Origin of the sequence: Megamonas rupellensis DSM 19944 (genome assembly GCF_000378365.1) — a bacterium.
Classification (GTDB): domain Bacteria; phylum Bacillota; class Negativicutes; order Selenomonadales; family Selenomonadaceae; genus Megamonas; species Megamonas funiformis.
In genome coordinates this window covers 72017-88700 of record NZ_KB899566.1, presented here as the reverse complement: position 1 = coordinate 88700, position 16684 = coordinate 72017, and the positions used below count along the sequence as shown (strand labels likewise).

The following is a 16684-nucleotide window of genomic DNA, read 5'->3' as shown; positions in this document are numbered from 1 at the left end:
TCCTTTCTGATGAGTTTTTATTTAATTTTTGATTTTAACTAAATAAGGAAATTTGGTCACTTTCTTGTAGACCATCTAAGCAACCATGTTCACGCAAGCGTTCAACAATTGGTGTAGATAAACTAGCACGTTTTTTGAGGTCATCAATAGAAGTGAATTCGCCTTCAAGGCGAGCTTGAACGATATTATTTGCAGCCATAGTACTGATACCAGTAAGGGCAGTAAATGGCGGTAATAGAGATTTTTCATGTAAGATGAATTTATCAGCATTTGATTTATAAAGGTCTACTTTTTCTACAGAAAAACCACGAAGATACATTTCCCAAGCAAGCTCTAAAACGACTTGGAAGCCTTTATCTTTTACGGATAATTTTTTCTGTTTTTCAAGTTCAATGATTTCGTCGAGTTTATCGCGAACAGCTAATTTACCTTTAGAAATAATATCTGCATCAAATTCAGCAGCACGAATAGAGAAATAAGCAGCATAAAAGGCAAGTGGATAGTGAACTTTGCAAAAGGCTATGCGATATGCCATCATAACATAAGCTGTGGCATGGGCACGTGGGAAGAGATATTTTATTTTTAGACAAGAATCAATATACCATTGAGGTATACCGCCATCTTTCATGACTTTAATATCATCTTCACTAAGCCCTTTACCTTTACGCACTTTTTCCATAGTTTTAAAGGAAAATAATGGGTCAATACCACTGTGAATTAAATGCATCATGATGTCATCACGACAAGAAATCGCATCGGAAACAGTGCAAGTTCCTGAAGTGATTAAATCTTGAGCATTTTCAAGCCACACATTAGTACCATGAGAAAATCCACTGATACGCACTAAATCACTGAATTTTTTAGGTTTAGTGTCATCAAGCATTTGACGTGTAAATGGTGTTCTAAATTCAGGAATACCAAATGTGCCAGATGTAGCACCAAGTTCTTCTGGTGTTACACCGAGGGCTTCTGTAGAGGAGAAGATACTCATAGTAGCTGGGTCATCAAAAGGAATAGTTCTAGGGTCGCGATGAGTTATATTTTCGAGCATTTTTATTACTGTAGGATCATCGTGCCCAAGTATATCTAATTTTACTAGACGGCTACTGATAGAGTGGTAATCAAAATGTGTAGTTATCGTATTTGTCGTAGTATCGTCAGCAGGTCTTTGAATTGGCGTGAAATGATGTACGTCCATATTACGAGGAATAACCATGATACCGCCAGGGTGTTGACCTGTAGTGCGTTTTACACCAGTGCAACCATTTACAAGACTGTTGATATAAGCATCGCGTTTTTTAATACCTTTTTCGTCAAAAAATTTTTTTACATAACCGTAAGCAGTTTTATCAGCTACAGTGGCGATAGTTCCTGCACGGAAAACATTATCTTTGCCGAATAATTCTTCAGTGTATTTATGAGCTACTGGTTGATAATCACCAGAGAAATTCAAGTCGATATCAGGAACTTTATCGCCGTCAAATCCCATGAATACAGCAAATGGTATATCATGACCATCTTTAATCATTTTAGTTCCGCAATGAGGGCAATCTTTATCTGGCATATCAAAACCACAACCATAAGTACCATCTTCAATAAATTCGCTGTGGCGACAATGAGGACAGCGCCAATGTGGTGGTAGAGGATTTACTTCTGTTATATTCGTCATAGTAGCGACAAAGGAAGAACCAACTGAACCCCTAGAACCAACAAGATAGCCATCATCAAGTGATTTTTTTACGAGTTTATGAGCGATTAAATAAAGCACGGCAAAACCATGACCAATGATGGAATTTAATTCTAATTCTAAGCGGTCTTGTACTACTTTAGGCAGATTTTCACCGTATAATTCACGAGCTTTGGCATAGGACATATCGTGAATTTCTTGGTCAGCTCCTGGTATCATAGGTGAATATAATTCATCAGGAATAGGCTTGAAGACTTCTACCATATCTGCTATTTTGCGTGGGTTAGTAACGACTGCTTCATATGCTAATTCTTCGCCTAAATAGCTAAATTCTTTGAGCATTTCATCAGTTGTGCGAAGATATAATGGCGGTTGTTTTTCCGCATCTTCAAAACCTTTGCCTTTCATTAAAATAGCACGATAAATACTATCTTTGGCATTTAAAAAATGAACATCACAAGTCGCTATGAGCATTTTATTTAATTTTTTGGCAAGCTCAGCAACTTTTAGATTGATTTTTATTAAATCTTCATCAGTTTGTACATCAGGGAAATTTTCGTTGCGGATTAAAAAGGCATTATTGCCGATTGGTTGAATTTCAAGATAATCATAAAAACTAGCTATTTCTAATAATTTTTCATCGCTTTCATTATTTACAATAGCTCTGATTAATTCACCTGCTTCACAAGCCGAACCGATGATTACACCTTCACGCAATTCAGAAATGATTTTTTTCGGTAATCTAGGTCTTGATTTATAGAGATATTTCAAATGAGATAAGGAGACCATTCGATAAATATTTCTAAGACCAATAGAATTTTTGGCTAACATGATGATATGATTAGCTCTGCGCTGTTGATAATCATCGCCTGTCAGATATCCTTCAATGCCATAGATTACTTTTATTTTATTATCTTTGGCAGCTTTCATCGCTTCTGGGAAGGCTTGAACGACACCATGGTCAGTGATAGCGATAGCAGGCCAGCCCCAACGAGCGGCAGTAGATATCAATTCTTTTGCTGATACAACAGCGTCCATATTGCTCATATGTGTATGTGCGTGTAGTTCTACGCGTTTTTCGATAGCTCTATCTTCTCTTTTTGGTAATTCAGACAAACAGATATTAAGTGGCATCATTACATAATCATTGAGATAAGAGTCAAAACGGATAGAGCCTTTTATTTTGATAATATCAGCTTTTTTTAGAGCAGACATTACTTCTTCAAAGTCATCTTTATTTTTTAAGAATACTTTACAAGAAATACCGTCAGATTCATCTGCTAGGTCAAAAGTTAGAAGATTAGTTCCTGTATTGAATTCACGATTATTGATATTGAAAATGCGACCGCGTAAAACGATATTTTTCATTTCGCCATCAATGCTAGTGATTTCAATATGTTCTTCAGGAATGTTATCAATCATTAATTTGCGTTCACTTTTGCGACGGAATTTTGGTGCAGGATTATTTGCATTATTAGCAGGTGGTGGCGGTGTATTATTTTTGCTGACTGTATGGTTTTGTGTTTTAGCTTGTTGTTGAAGTTGACGAAGATAAGATTCAGGGTCAAAATCAGCTAAAGTATTATTTATTGCAGGTTGTTGACTATCAATGCGACAGATAACATGACAAGGGCAATGTACCATAGCTTGAACAGCTTGAGATATAGTTTCTTCAATATTATGAGAGCGTAAAATATCTTCAATATGGTCGCCTTTGAAATCTATCATGATTTTATTGCCATCAACGCTATGACTAGCTTGGTTTAAAATGGAAAATAAAGTAGGGTTACCATTAGCTGCATTTTGAACAATGATAGACCAATGGCGGGCTACTTCTTGTGGCAAGTCCACAATATCTTGATAAAAAATTACAGTGGGAATATTGCATTTTTGCGAGATATATGATGAAGCTTTAGCTAATAATTCATCAGGTATACCATTATAAGTTTGCATGAGGATTTCCCATGAATTGTTATTTACATCAATTTCTACATGTTTAATAGTAGCTTCTTGCATGATTTTTTGTTCTTGAGCTGTTCCGGGCATAGAAGCAAGAAGCTGACGAAATTTATCGCCACCATTTTGAGGTAAAATAAGATATTTTTTTGTCATAATAAACCTCGTTAATTAAGAAAAACGACCTAATTTTGGCAATTGTGTAAGGCTAAGATGTGCTGTGCTATTTAATAACTCAACATTGATTTTATCGCCATAAAAAGTAACGATATTTACAGCTGTGTTATCTTGTCTTAAAGTCCAAATATAGCGAAGTGGCATATGCAAAGCATAAGCAAGTAAAGTGCGTAAAATTCCACCATGAGCTGTGATGGCAATAGTTTCATCAGGGTGTTTGTTTACAATATCTAATAGAGCTTCAACGCCACGTTTTTGCACTTGAGCGAAAGATTCTCCTTCAGGCATAGTCAAAACATCTGGAGTAGAAAACATAGTTTCGATTTCATTAGGCCATTTTTCATGAATTTCATCATAAGTTAAACCTTCCCAAGAGCCGAAAGAAACTTCACAAAGGCGTTTATCTTTGATGATTGGCACATTAAATTTTTTAGCGATTATTTCTCCAGTGATATAAGCTCGTTTTAGATTACTGCTATATACTCTATCTATATGAGTAACAGGAAAATTTTCAGCTAGTTTTTCAGCTTGTGAAATTCCTTCCTGAGATAATTCAATATCAGATTGTCCCTGAAATTTTCCAGAACTATTCCAAAGTGTTCTACCATGACGAATTAAAATAAGCTTAGTCAAAGAAAATCCTCCTTAATTTTTAACTTGAAAATTAAATCATATAAAAGATTGTGCTAAGACAAAAACAAATAAAACTACTAATTCACCTATTTCTGCAGTAGCACCATATACATCGCCTGTTAAACCTCCGATTAGATTTGCAACATAGCGATTGAACAAATACATAACGATTATAGTAAAGATAAGAGCAATAACGCCAATAGTGCCTAGAAGTAATGAAATGATAAAAGTGAAAAGAAGAGCAAAAGCCATACTTTTTTTAGAAGAATATTCATGAAAAGCTTTGCCAAGACCTTCTTTGCGAGCATAAGGAAATAAGACTACAGCGATACTCATGCAACAACGAGCGATAATCGGCATTAAGAATAAAGCAAATAAGCTGTTGAAAAATTGAGCATGAGTAATATAAATATTTTGATTTACCATTAAATCAGTAAACATACTATATTTGCCAATCAAAACTAGAATTAAACAAGTAGCACCATGAGCACCTACGCGACTATCCTTCATGATTTCTAAGATACGTTCGCGTTTTCTTCCTGATAAAATACCGTCCATAGTATCAGTGAAGCCATCGCAATGGAGCGCTCCTGTCAAAAAGATATTGCAAAATAGAAGGATAAAACCTATGAGATGTGCTGATAGATAAATATTAAAACTAGGCAATAAATAATATATCACATAACCCACTAGAACATATATTATACCTAAAATTGCACCAATTAAAGGGAAAAATTTAACACTGCCACCACAAGCTTTTTCAGACCAATCAAGATTTTTCTTGATAGTGATACGTGTTAAAAATTGTAGACCCAATAAAAAATTATTCACTAAAAAATACCTCCTTAAAAATAATATGTTCGTTTCTTTATGAAAAATTTTTATTCATTCAAAAGAAACGAACTGACGAGAATAATTTATATAATAGATGAAAAAACATAAAATATAAATATAAAAATTATTTTATTTTTACAGAAATGCCAGAAATAACAAGATAGACTTCAGCGGAAGCTTTAGCAATTTGTTGATTGCAAAGTCCTGCTAAATCGCGATATTTTCTAGCAAGAGCATTTTCTGGAACTATGCCAGAACCTACTTCATTAGTTACAAATACACATGTTTTATCTGTATTTTGTGCTTGTACTGCTTCAATTAGAGTTGACATCATATCTTTAGTTCCAGCAGATAATTGTTCCATAGAGTATGCTTGTGTTTGTTCACTGCAAAGATAATTGCTTAAATAAAGTGTCAAACAATCAAAGAGAATTATATCGTGATGACAAAAAGCTTCATGGATAGCTTTTTCAGCGTGAAATGGTGCTTCAAAAGTTTGCCACGAACTAGGACGGCGTTGTTGATGTAGTTTCACGCGATAAGCCATCTCATCATCATAGATTTGTGAGGTGGCGATATAGGCGATATTTTGACCATGAGTTTTTACATAATCTTCGGCAAAGCTGCTTTTGCCACAGCGCGCACCACCAGTTATTAAAATTATTTTGCCCATAACAAGGCTCCTTTGCGTATAGATTTATTTTTTAGATGAAGTATGTTATTCTAAATTATATATAAATTTTAAGTAGTAAAGAGGTAGAATTGTATGCAAGTTTTTTCCTCGCTTTTGGATATAAAAAATTTAAATTTGCAAGGTAAAAATTTGGCTGTTGCTTTAGGGACTTTTGATGGTGTACATATCGGTCATCAAAATGTCATAATGCAAGCTGTCAAATTGGCTAAAGAAAATCAAGGATTAAGTGCTGTTTTTACCTTTAGTAATCACCCATTATCTGTGATTGCTCCGAAGCGTAAACCTTTGATTATCAATGATACTTTAGCCAAGATTAGAGATATTGAAGCTTTAGGTGTAGATTTTTTATTTAATATTGAATTTAACCTAGAACTTTGTCAGATGGAACCAGAAGCTTTCGTTAAAATGTTGAAAGATTATTTATCTCCTAAATTTTTAGTTACAGGTCCTAATTATAGTTTTGGGGTAAAAGGATTAGGAACACCGGATTTATTAAAAGAACTTGGAGAAAAATATGGTTTTAAAGCATATATGCAACATTTTATTTATTGCCATAATAATATGGTAAGTAGCACTGTCATTCGTAAAGCATTAGCTGAAGGTGATTTAGATTGTGCAAATAAAATGTTAGGTAAGCCATTTAGCATAGATGAAGAAGTAATTCATGGAAAAAAACGTGGTCGTTTATTAGGTTTTCCAACTGCTAATTTAGCCATAAAAGCAGAGCGTGCTATGGTGCCAAATGGTGTCTATGTTGTTGAAGCTTATGTGGAAGGAAAAAAATATCAAGCTGTAGCTAGCGTAGGTACAAATCCAACATTTGAAGATATCAGCCGTCGCGTGGAAGTAAATATTTTTGATTTTCAACAAACTATCTATGGACAAATCATACGTGTTGATTTTCTAAAAATGCTTCGTAGGGAAATAAAATTTACTTCAGTTGATGCATTATTAAATCAAATGAAAAAAGATGTAAAACAAGCTAAAGCCTATTTTGTGAAGGAATAATTATAATTTATTTGAAATTTATCTTTAGCAGGAGTGTTAACAGCAGAAGTATCGATTTGTTTATCTGCCATTAAAGGATTTTCTGTTTCGTCAGTGGCATCATCAGGAAGATATTCAGTCGTATCTATAGGTAATTCAACTGGTAAATTAGTTATGCGGAAGCTTTCTAAATATTTATCTGTAGGTTCGACTTGAATGATGAGTTTTTCTTTAGCTTCATTTTTATAAATATAGCAAGTATTGCCTTCAAACATTTGTCTGTCTGCTTTACCAAATACTTGTTCTATTTTATAGGAAGTCATGCCAGTTTTTAATTTGTCGTTGTGATTATAAGTATCATCAACAATAATCATATCAACTATTTTTTTAGTATCATTATTTATGCCAATTTTGTTATTATTTTTATAAACATAATATGTGATTTTTTGACCCCAAAGATAGTTTTGTTCATCATAACGAGGCGTACCAAATTGAGCAATCATATCTTCATAATTATCGCCTAAAGCTAAGTTGTTGTAGTGCAAATTATTTTTTGTAGGAGCAAAGGTCATACCCATAGAAAGGATACTAAAACAAAGGCAGAGAATAATTAGATAAAGTCGCATAATAAAACTCCTTTTCATTATAAATTTTTACAAGTAAAAGACAAATTTTTCTATGATATGTATAGTATAAATGTCTCAAAAACTACTGTCAAAAATTGACAAAATACCGTAAAACCTATATAATATTTGCTGATTGCAAAAAGGTAGTGTCAGGCGTTAGCTTGGCACTTCTTCTATTATTTTTAACTATTGTATGATTTTGTATAATGAATTGTATGACTGAAAGGAAGCATTAAAATGGCAGATAAGCGAGTAGTTTTGACCGAAGAAGGCTTAAAGAAGCTAGAAGAAAAACTTGAATATTTAAAAAGTGTCCGTCGTTTAGAAGTTGCTGACCGTTTGAAAGCAGCTATCGCACTAGGCGACCTTAGCGAAAACTCTGAATATGATGATGCTAAAAACGAACAGGCTTTCATTGAAGGTGAAATTCTCACTTTAGAAAGCCAGATTAGAAATAGTGAAATCATCAAAGCTGATGATAGCAATAAAGATGTAGTACATCTTGGTAATACTGTAGTAATCAAAGATATGGAATATGATGAAGATGAAACATATACAATCGTAGGTTCTACAGAAGCAGATACTACAGAAGGTAAAATCTCCAATGAATCTCCTGTTGGTATGGCTATCTTAGGAAAAACTGTAGGAACAGTAGTTCAAGTAAAAGTGCCAGCTGGTACTTTAGAATATAAAATTGTAGAAATTAAAAAATAAGAAGAGGAGGACTTTCGTTGGCAAAACAGCATATAGAAGAAAAACAACAAGATATCAATGAACTTATGCAGGTGCGTCGTGATAAGATGCAAGCTTTCATAGATAAAGGTATTGAACCATTTGGTCGTAGTTATGATGTAACTCATCATGCTCAAGAACTTTTAGACCAATTTGAAACTTTAGGAGAAGAAACTGTAGTGCGCGTAGCTGGTCGTTTAATGGCTGTTCGTGGTCATGGTAAAGCTAGCTTCACTGTTGTTTCCGACCTTAGCGGAAAAATTCAGGCATATTTCCGTCTTGATAACCTTGGCGAAGAAAAATATGGTGAATTTAAATTATTAGATATCGGTGATATCATCGGTGTGGAAGGTACTTTATTCAAAACACATCGCGGTGAAATCACTATCAAAGTATCTGATTTCTCTATTTTAGCGAAGTCCCTTCGTCCATTACCAGAAAAATTCCATGGCTTAAAAGATGTAGAAACTCGTTATCGTCAACGTTATTTAGATTTAATCGTAAATCCAGATGTACGTCAGACTTTCATCACACGTACAAAAATCATTAAATCTATCCGTAACTATTTAGATAGCCGTAACTTCTTAGAAGTTGAAACACCTGTATTAAGCCCAATCGCTGGTGGTGCAAATGCTCGTCCATTCATCACTCATCATAATGCACTTGATATTGATATGTATCTTCGTATCGCTACAGAATTATATTTAAAACGTCTTGTAGTTGGTGGCTTTGAACGTGTTTATGAAATTGGTCGTATCTTCCGTAATGAAGGTATTGACGTAAGACATAATCCAGAATTCACATCTATCGAAGTATATCAAGCATATGCAGACTTCAATGAATTAATGGATTTAGCAGAAGGTATCATTAAACAAGCTGCAATAGATGCTTGTGGCACAACTAAAATTACTTACGAAGGTACAGAAATTGACTTAAGTAATTTCCGTCGTGTTACAATGAATGATATTGTTTTAGAAACTACAGGCAAAGACTTCAGCAAAGTTCAGACTTTAGAAGAAGCACAAGCAATTGCACAAGAATTAGCTGTTCCTTGTGAAGGTAAACATTCTATTGGCGAAATCTTATATGAAGTATTCGATGAAAAAGTAGAATCTACTTTAATTCAGCCAACTATTGTAACACAATATCCAACAGAAGTTTCTCCACTTTCAAAACGCAATAAAGAAAATCCTGCATTCACTGACCGTTTTGAAATGTTCATTTATGGTCGTGAACTTGCAAATGCATTCTCCGAGTTAAATGACCCAATTGATCAGGAACAACGTTTCATTGATCAACAAAAAGCTCGTGAAGGTGGCGATGACGAAGCTCATATGATGGACCATGATTATATCACAGCTCTTGAATATGGTCTTCCACCAACATGTGGTCTTGGTATCGGTATTGACCGTTTAGTAATGTTCTTAACAGACAGTTCTTCTATTCGTGATGTACTCTTATTCCCAACAATGAAACCAATTGAGAATTAATTATAAGATAAAAAAATAGTAATTTCTTATATGTGTACAAAATATTGAACATATTAATTAATATAATAAAGGGACTTAGTTCTATATTTTAACGGACTAAGTCCTTTTATTATGATATAAATAAAATTTTTATAATTATAATATGTTTAAATAACATATTGTTTGTACAGTATGATAACAGAATATCTTTGAAAATATTATATACTAAGAAAGGTAAGGTTTTATGAATAGAATAGAAATTATTAATAAAATAGGTATTGAATATCATACTACTAATATGGAAAATGGAGAATATAGTTATGTTAGAGAAGCAGGCTCAAAAGAAAATTTAGAAAAAGCTGTAGGACATAAAATTTCTCATTTTGTATTAGATATAAGATTTGAAAAAAATGATATTGTTATTTTAGTAGAAACAAAAAAGAATTTTGTAAAAAAAGATGAAAAGCAACTTGCAGCATATTTAGAAGAAGAAAGAGCTTTGCACAAAGAAAAAAAGATTATTGGTATTTTAGCTAATACCAATAATGATAAAATTAAGGTTTGGAAATCTAATATTAATAAAGAATGTGAATTAATAGAAGAAACAGTATTAGATACAATGCAATATTATGAAAGATTTTTTGCAATAAATAAACAAAATGATAGAGAAAAAGTTTTAAAGAATACGTATAGTTTAAATGAACTATTGCATAAAATGGATATTGATGAGAAGTTGAGAAGTCAATTTGTAGGAACTTCTTTATTATATTTAAAAGATATAATGAAAAAAATGGAAGTTAATGTTATTGATGATGCATTAAAGAATAAACTGGATAATATCTGGAAATTAATGGATGAAAAAGCTATACGAGCAGATATAGAAGCAACATTATCGAATTTATTAGATGGTTCAGAAAATAAGACAAAGAAAATTGAATTATTACAAAAAAATGTATTAAATGATCAGAAAGTAAAAAAGTTAAAAAATAAACATTGGAGAGATTTTTTAACAACAATTTTATTAGAAATCTATAAATATATTGATGCAGATAGTTCTGAAGGTCAAGACATTTTAAATTTATTTTTTATTGCATTTAATAAATACACAGGTAAAGCAGATAAAAATCAAGCGTTTACTCCAGATCATATAACAGAATTTATGTGCAAATTAACAAATGTAGATAGAACTAAAGTGGTTTTAGATGCAACATGTGGTAGTGGATCATTTTTAGTACAAGCTATGGTTAAAGAATTGGCGGATTGTAAACGAAATAAAACGGAATCTCAATGTAAAGAACTTCAAAATATTGTAAAAAAAGAACATATTTATGGAATTGAAGTAGAAGAAAAGGCTTATGGATTAGCAACTACAAATATGCTTATTCATGGAGATGGAAATTCTAATATTAAGTTTGGAAGTTGTTTTGATAATGAAAAATTTATAATGGATGCTAATCCAGATATAATTTTAATGAATCCACCATATAATGCAAAACCAATAGGCATTCCTAAGGAATATAAGAAAAATTGGACTAAAAAAGCAATAGAAGGAAAGGATGATCCAACAAAAGGATTTGTTTTTATTCATTTTTTATCAGATATAGTAAAAAAAATGAATGAAAAAAGAGAAAAAGAAAATTTGTCAATAAAGACAGTAAAGTTAGCAGTATTATTACCAGTTGCGGCAGCAATAGGTATAAATAGTAAAATTATAACAGAAGAAAAAATAAAAATGTTAGAAAATAATACTTTAGAAGCAGTATTTACTCTTCCAGATGAGATATTTTACCCTGGAGCTTCAGTATGTGCATGTTGCATGTTATTTACATTGGGTCAACCACATATTAAACCAGATGGTGTACCTAGAGAAACTTTTTTTGGTTATTATAAAAATGATGGTTTTAAAAAGAAAAAGAATATAGGTAGAATAGAACAATTTGATGAAAATAATAATTCTATATGGAAATCAATTGAAAAAGAATGGTTAGAATTATATGAGTCAAGGAAAGTTATTGATGGTAAATCTGCAATAGCTGTTGTTAATGGATATAATGAATGGTTATGTGAAGCATATATGAAAACAGATTATACAAAATTAGAAAAAAAAGATTTTCAAAAAACATTAAATAATTATTTAGCATATTTAGTTAGAACAGGAAAAGTATATGAATCTTAATATTAAAGAATGGAAAAAATTTTTACTTAAAGATTTATTTATAATTAAATATGGTGTTAATTTGGATTTAAATAAATGTGAAGAAGTTTATGATGAAAATGAGTATGGTGTTAATTTTGTTTCGCGAACATCTATAAATAATGGGGTTTCTGCTAGAGTAAAAAGAATAAAAGATATTGAGCCACAAGAAGCAGGATTGATAACTATTGCAGGTGGTGGAAGCGTACTTTCTACTTTTTTGCAAAAAGACGTTTTTTATAGTGGGAGAGATTTATATATTTTAAAATGTAAAAAAGATGTTTCAGATGAAGTTAAGTTATTTTTAATAACAATAATAGAAAAAAATAAATATAAATATAGTTATGGACGACAAGCAAATAAAACTTTGCCATATATAGAATTATTATTACCTGTTAAATATAATAAAAAAAATCCTATTTTAGATTCTCAAAAAAGCTATTCTAAGGATGGATTTATTCCAGATTGGGATTTTATGGAAAGATATATAAAAACGCTTTATTATAAACCGTTGAGTACAAAAAATTTATTAAATCAGATACCTGATTTAATAATAGATGAATGGAAAGAATTTGAGTTAGTTAAATTATTTGATATATGTGCGGGTATATATTATTCAGCTGATGATTATGAATTTGGCAATACACCATATGTATCTGCTGCTAATTCTAATAATGGAATTAGTGCAATGACAAATTTGTTTCCGGATTTTGAAGGTAATAAAATAACTATTGGAAAAATAGGAGCAACTGCATATTATCAAGAAGATAATTTTTGTGCAACTAGTGATGTTAATATATTATCACCATTGTTTAAAATGAATAAATATAGTGGATTATTTATTGTTCAAATTATAAATACATCTGAAAATTATAAATGGTCTTATGGACGACAGTGTAGAATTAACGACACAAAAAAAATTATAATTAAATTACCAATAAAAAAGTATCAAAATGGAAAAGCATATATTGATAATAATTGTCAATATTCTAAAGATGGATTTGTTCCGGATTGGGATTTTATGGAAAAATATATCAAGTCTCTACCATATGGTGATAAAATTTAATATAATTTTTTTATAAATATATGAAAATGACACCTAAAGAATATAGAAAGCTCTTGAAAAATTAGAGGTATTTCTAAAATCAGGAGCTTTTTAAATTAACTTATGATTAGGGCTAAGCTGATAAAGAGTAATACAATACCTTGAATATAGCCCATTATTTTGTTGAAGTTTTTTACGTTTAAAATATAGTCACGAACTTTGCCAGCACAGATAGCGACTAGGGAAAATATTATAAGTGTTTGTAAGCCAAAGATAAATCCTAAAAATGCAATTTGAAGGCTGACGCTATCAGAATTTAAATTGACAAATTGAGGTAAGAAGGCTAAGAAAAATAATAATACTTTAGGATTTAAAACATTCATGATGAGCCCACGACGATATAATTTAAAAAAGGAAGTACTATTATTTACAGCATTTAATTTTAAATTGCCTTGAGCATGGAATGCTCCCCAAGCAAGATATAATAAATAAGCAGCACCAATATATTTTAAGGTGGCAAAGGCAAGTGGTGATTGTTGAATGATAGCAGCAACACCGATGATTACAAGCGTTGTATGAAAGATAAGACCAGTCGTTAAGCCTAGAGCTAAGCTAATACCTGCTTTAGTGCCATCAGCTAGACTTTTAGCAAGTAAATACATGATATCTGGTCCAGGTGCTAAAGTCAGTAGCACAGAAGCTATCAAAAAATATAAAAGAGTAGTTAATTCCATAGATAAACACCTCGATATGTATAAAATAAAACCGCACTTAAGTTAATAAATGCGGTTTTGTATTAGTATTATAAATTAACGAGCTAATACTTTAGCACCATCTAATACATTAAATCCTAATTTAGAGAAGAAGGAAGCATGGAAATTATCTGGAGCAAAAGCAAAAAGATAAGGATAATTTTCGTATTTAGCTTTTACTTGAGCAATTAATTCATCATTGATGCCTTTACCACGATAGTTTGGTGCAACAACAAGATAGCGAATATAAGCTGTCATTTTGCCATCATCAACTACAGTGATAAGTGCAGCAAGTTCATTTGTATCTTTATCCCATGCAGAAACTACAGTGCCTGCATTGTTGATAGCTTCAACTAGTGTTTCTTCGTATTTAGCATCAGGATTACCAGATACTGTGAAGAAATCTAAAAGAGTTTTAGCATCAAAATTTTTTTCTTGAGAGTAAGTGATATTCATATTATAATTCACCTTTCTTTATTTTTATTGATTGTTTTAATAGCGATTTTAGTTCAGCTTTTTTATTGAGATTTGATGAAGCATCTTTAGCAAGTTCAGTTAACATTCCCCATGTAGAGATTTCATCAAAATATTGACGTCTATCAGAGATTTTAAATGTTTTATTTAATGGGCGATAATATACCCAAAGGTTTACTGATATATAACTATTTAAAAGCGGAGAACCATCTAAATGAGAGATGGAATGATAATAATGTTGATACATAGTAGGAATAGTATAACCAACTACGACATCAGCATCTAATAAATCAGCTGTATCTTTTAGTGTATCAAGATTTTGATTATAAGTAAAGTTGGATTGTTTTATCGCAGCATAAATACTGTTTTCATCAATATATTCAACTGCTTGTAAGGTATCATTTAGAGGAACATGCATTTCTTGGGTTAAATTGTTATAGAGTAATTGATTGACATCTGGATAGCGTTGGCTATTGGAAAGCGTAGGTAAAATAGCTACTTTCAATGTCTGTTTTTGGGGTGTTTCTTGTTTGATAATGTCTTGAGCAAAACCTATTTGCATAAAGCAAAGATAACAGCAAAAGCATATTAAAGTCATAACTTTTTTTAACATAAAAATCACTCCTTAAAGCTAATATATTCTATAATTATTATATATTATTAATCGATTGATATATATAATAATTTTTATAGCTATGATATAATATTAATAAATTTTAAGGCAGGGAGAGAAGCGATGTGAAGATTTTAGCTAGACAATTAACTGTAGATATGTACGATTGTAAAAATAAAGATTTAAGTAATTATGAAGATTTGCGTGAGTCCTTGGACATGGCGATGAATATGGCTGGATATACACCGATAGAAGTTCGTGCTCAATTATGGAATGAAGAACAAGCTATTGTATTTATTTTACTTCAAGAAGGTCATGCAGTAGTGCGTACGTATCCAAAATTAAAATATGTTGCTAGCGATGTATTTATTTGCCAAGAAGATGGTAAACCTGAAAAAGCAATTAAGGCTTTGAAAAAATTAATGAAGCCAGAAAAAATAAGAATAACTTATTTAAAACGTGGCGATTTTGGTACGGTCAAAGATGTTAAACCACGTATAAAAATTCGTATTGCACCACTTAGACCACTTCGCAGTATAAAAAATAAAGGTGCTAAAGTTATTAAAACTGTAGCACGCAGAATAAAATTATAATTTATGAAATTAAAAATCAGAAAATACATGTAAGGTTCTATTTAAAATGCCGTGAATATAGGCAATAGTAGTACCATAATTGCTCATGGGTATATTTTGCTCATGAGCTTTTTTTAATCTTGATTGCATTTCCGCTTGATTGAGCATACAGCCACCGCAGTGAATGATTAATTTATATTTAGATAAGTCATCAGGAAATTCTGTGCCAGAGGTAAAAATAAATTCTGGGTTGGCTTTAGTATAATTTTTTATCCAATTAGGTAATTTCACAGTGCCAATATCATCACATTGGCGGTGATGTGTACAGCCTTCAGCAATTAAAATTTTATCATCATCTTTGATAGTATCTAAGACTTTAACAGCATTTACTTGTCGCTTTAAATCTCCTTTATAGCGAGAAAAGAGAATTGAAAAAGAAGTTAATTCTATATCTTGAGGGACGATTTTATTTACCCTGTCAAAAACTTGGCTGTCCGTGATGATGAGTTTTGGTTTAGTTTTTAGATTGGCTAAAGTATTTTCTAAATTATCATCTTGAGTCATGATGGCAGTAGCACCAATATCGAGCAATTCGCGAATTACTTGTTGTTGAGGTAAAATAAGTCGTCCTTTAGGAGCTGCTTTATCAATAGGAATTACCAACACTACAGTATCTTTGGGATTTACAATATCTTTTAAGATAAATTTTTCTTGTTTAGTTTTGGCTACTTGTATAAGTTTAGATTTTAATTCTTCAATACCTGTTTTTTCTTTGGCACTGATATATACATACTGTTTAATATTTTCATTTTTAGGTTTGAAATCAGGCATTAAATCGACTTTGTTATAAGCTACGATATAGGGAATGTTTTTGTCAGTGATTAATTTTAAAATATTTCGGTCAAAATCGGTAAAATCTAAAGTAGCGTCAATAACTAAAATAGCGATATCAGTTTTATTTAAAATTTGTTTAGTTTTTTCTATACGCAATTTGCCAAGTTCGCCAATATCGTCAAGACCAGCTGTATCAATGATATTTACAGGGCCAAGTGGTAAAAGTTCCATGGCTTTATGCACTGGGTCTGTTGTCGTTCCTTTGACTGGAGAAACTACAGCGATATTTTGATTAGTTAAGGCATTCATAATGCTAGATTTACCAGCATTACGAATACCAAAAAAAGCGATATGGGTGCGATTGGCAAGTGGAGTTTGATTTAAATCCATAATATACACCTTATT

The 16684-nt window shown here is 31.6% G+C and carries 15 protein-coding genes; 6 read left to right on the top strand and 9 right to left on the bottom strand.

The annotated features are described in order from the left end of the window. Positions 1–34 precede the first annotated feature (34 nt). From F553_RS0100530 to cobU, 4 genes are all read right to left on the bottom strand, one after another. Positions 35–3799, bottom strand: a complete 3765-nt coding sequence (locus tag F553_RS0100530) for a PolC-type DNA polymerase III (protein WP_018998568.1) — start codon at positions 3797–3799, stop codon at positions 35–37. A gap of 15 nt (positions 3800–3814) precedes the next feature. Then, the gene (locus F553_RS0100525; protein WP_008538963.1) at positions 3815–4453 is read right to left on the bottom strand and encodes a histidine phosphatase family protein; all 639 of its coding nucleotides are present in this window, start codon (positions 4451–4453) and stop codon (positions 3815–3817) included. 36 nt (positions 4454–4489) lie between these two features. After that, positions 4490–5284, bottom strand: coding sequence for an adenosylcobinamide-GDP ribazoletransferase (cobS, locus tag F553_RS0100520; protein ID WP_018998567.1), 795 nt, complete (start codon positions 5282–5284; stop codon positions 4490–4492). A gap of 127 nt (positions 5285–5411) precedes the next feature. Continuing rightward, positions 5412–5960, bottom strand: coding sequence for a bifunctional adenosylcobinamide kinase/adenosylcobinamide-phosphate guanylyltransferase (cobU, locus tag F553_RS0100515; protein WP_018998566.1), 549 nt, complete (start codon positions 5958–5960; stop codon positions 5412–5414). Positions 5961–6053: 93 nt separating this feature from the next. On the opposite strand from cobU, the gene F553_RS0100510 reads away from it, so the two are divergent. Beyond that, entirely contained in the window at positions 6054–6989 is a 936-nt protein-coding gene (locus F553_RS0100510; RefSeq protein ID WP_008538958.1) for a bifunctional riboflavin kinase/FAD synthetase, read from the top strand. On the opposite strand, the gene F553_RS0100505 is transcribed toward F553_RS0100510, so the two are convergent. Beyond that, entirely contained in the window at positions 6971–7594 is a 624-nt protein-coding gene (locus tag F553_RS0100505; RefSeq protein ID WP_018998565.1) for a hypothetical protein, read from the bottom strand. The two genes, F553_RS0100510 and F553_RS0100505, sit on opposite strands and share 19 nt — an antisense overlap. Before the next feature lie 237 nt (positions 7595–7831). Between F553_RS0100505 and greA the strand changes: the two genes are divergently transcribed. From greA to F553_RS12145, 4 genes are all read left to right on the top strand, one after another. Beyond that, positions 7832–8308 carry a transcription elongation factor GreA gene (gene greA / locus F553_RS0100500; protein WP_008538956.1) on the top strand — a complete coding sequence of 159 codons (477 nt, stop codon included), beginning with the start codon at positions 7832–7834 and terminating at the stop codon, positions 8306–8308. A 65-nt stretch (positions 8309–8373) separates the two neighbouring features. Beyond that, positions 8374–9816, top strand: coding sequence for a lysine--tRNA ligase (gene lysS, locus F553_RS0100495; protein WP_370755001.1), 1443 nt, complete (start codon positions 8374–8376; stop codon positions 9814–9816). 223 nt (positions 9817–10039) lie between these two features. Next, on the top strand, positions 10040–11971 hold the full coding sequence (locus tag F553_RS0100490; protein ID WP_018998563.1) for an HsdM family class I SAM-dependent methyltransferase: 1932 nt from the start codon (positions 10040–10042) through the stop codon (positions 11969–11971). Beyond that, positions 11961–13055, top strand: a complete 1095-nt coding sequence (locus F553_RS12145; RefSeq protein WP_018998562.1) for a restriction endonuclease subunit S — start codon at positions 11961–11963, stop codon at positions 13053–13055. The genes F553_RS0100490 and F553_RS12145 overlap by 11 nt, the downstream gene beginning before the upstream one ends. A gap of 95 nt (positions 13056–13150) precedes the next feature. Here F553_RS12145 and F553_RS0100480 read toward each other — a convergent pair whose 3' ends face one another. From F553_RS0100480 to F553_RS0100470, 3 genes are all read right to left on the bottom strand, one after another. Then, complete coding sequence (locus F553_RS0100480; RefSeq protein WP_008538948.1) at positions 13151–13768, bottom strand: LysE family translocator; 618 nt, start codon at positions 13766–13768, stop codon at positions 13151–13153. 75 nt (positions 13769–13843) lie between these two features. Continuing rightward, the gene (locus F553_RS0100475) at positions 13844–14242 is read right to left on the bottom strand and encodes a GNAT family N-acetyltransferase (RefSeq protein ID WP_018998561.1); all 399 of its coding nucleotides are present in this window, start codon (positions 14240–14242) and stop codon (positions 13844–13846) included. A gap of 1 nt (position 14243) precedes the next feature. Continuing rightward, positions 14244–14873, bottom strand: a complete 630-nt coding sequence (locus tag F553_RS0100470; protein WP_018998560.1) for a hypothetical protein — start codon at positions 14871–14873, stop codon at positions 14244–14246. 125 nt (positions 14874–14998) lie between these two features. On the opposite strand from F553_RS0100470, the gene speD reads away from it, so the two are divergent. After that, positions 14999–15466 carry an adenosylmethionine decarboxylase gene (gene speD / locus F553_RS0100465; RefSeq protein WP_018998559.1) on the top strand — a complete coding sequence of 156 codons (468 nt, stop codon included), beginning with the start codon at positions 14999–15001 and terminating at the stop codon, positions 15464–15466. A 9-nt stretch (positions 15467–15475) separates the two neighbouring features. Here the strand turns inward: speD and hydF are convergent, their stop codons facing one another. Then, positions 15476–16669 carry a [FeFe] hydrogenase H-cluster maturation GTPase HydF gene (hydF, locus tag F553_RS0100460; RefSeq protein WP_018998558.1) on the bottom strand — a complete coding sequence of 398 codons (1194 nt, stop codon included), beginning with the start codon at positions 16667–16669 and terminating at the stop codon, positions 15476–15478. Positions 16670–16684: the final 15 nt, after the last annotated feature.

Bases quoted from the DNA above. Each gene is read 5' to 3' on its own strand.
- F553_RS0100530 (WP_018998568.1), bottom strand. From the start codon at position 3,799: ATGACAAAAAAATATCTTATTTTACCTCAAAATGGTGGCGATAAATTT.
- cobU (WP_018998566.1), bottom strand. From the start codon at position 5,960: ATGGGCAAAATAATTTTAATAACTGGTGGTGCGCGCTGTGGCAAAAGC.
- F553_RS0100510 (WP_008538958.1), top strand. From the start codon at position 6,054: ATGCAAGTTTTTTCCTCGCTTTTGGATATAAAAAATTTAAATTTGCAA.
- F553_RS0100505 (WP_018998565.1), bottom strand. From the start codon at position 7,594: ATGCGACTTTATCTAATTATTCTCTGCCTTTGTTTTAGTATCCTTTCT.
- greA (WP_008538956.1), top strand. From the start codon at position 7,832: ATGGCAGATAAGCGAGTAGTTTTGACCGAAGAAGGCTTAAAGAAGCTA.
- lysS (WP_370755001.1), top strand. From the start codon at position 8,374: ATGCAGGTGCGTCGTGATAAGATGCAAGCTTTCATAGATAAAGGTATT.
- F553_RS0100490 (WP_018998563.1), top strand. From the start codon at position 10,040: ATGAATAGAATAGAAATTATTAATAAAATAGGTATTGAATATCATACT.
- F553_RS12145 (WP_018998562.1), top strand. From the start codon at position 11,961: ATGAATCTTAATATTAAAGAATGGAAAAAATTTTTACTTAAAGATTTA.
- F553_RS0100480 (WP_008538948.1), bottom strand. From the start codon at position 13,768: ATGGAATTAACTACTCTTTTATATTTTTTGATAGCTTCTGTGCTACTG.
- F553_RS0100475 (WP_018998561.1), bottom strand. From the start codon at position 14,242: ATGAATATCACTTACTCTCAAGAAAAAAATTTTGATGCTAAAACTCTT.
- F553_RS0100470 (WP_018998560.1), bottom strand. From the start codon at position 14,873: ATGTTAAAAAAAGTTATGACTTTAATATGCTTTTGCTGTTATCTTTGC.
- hydF (WP_018998558.1), bottom strand. From the start codon at position 16,669: ATGGATTTAAATCAAACTCCACTTGCCAATCGCACCCATATCGCTTTT.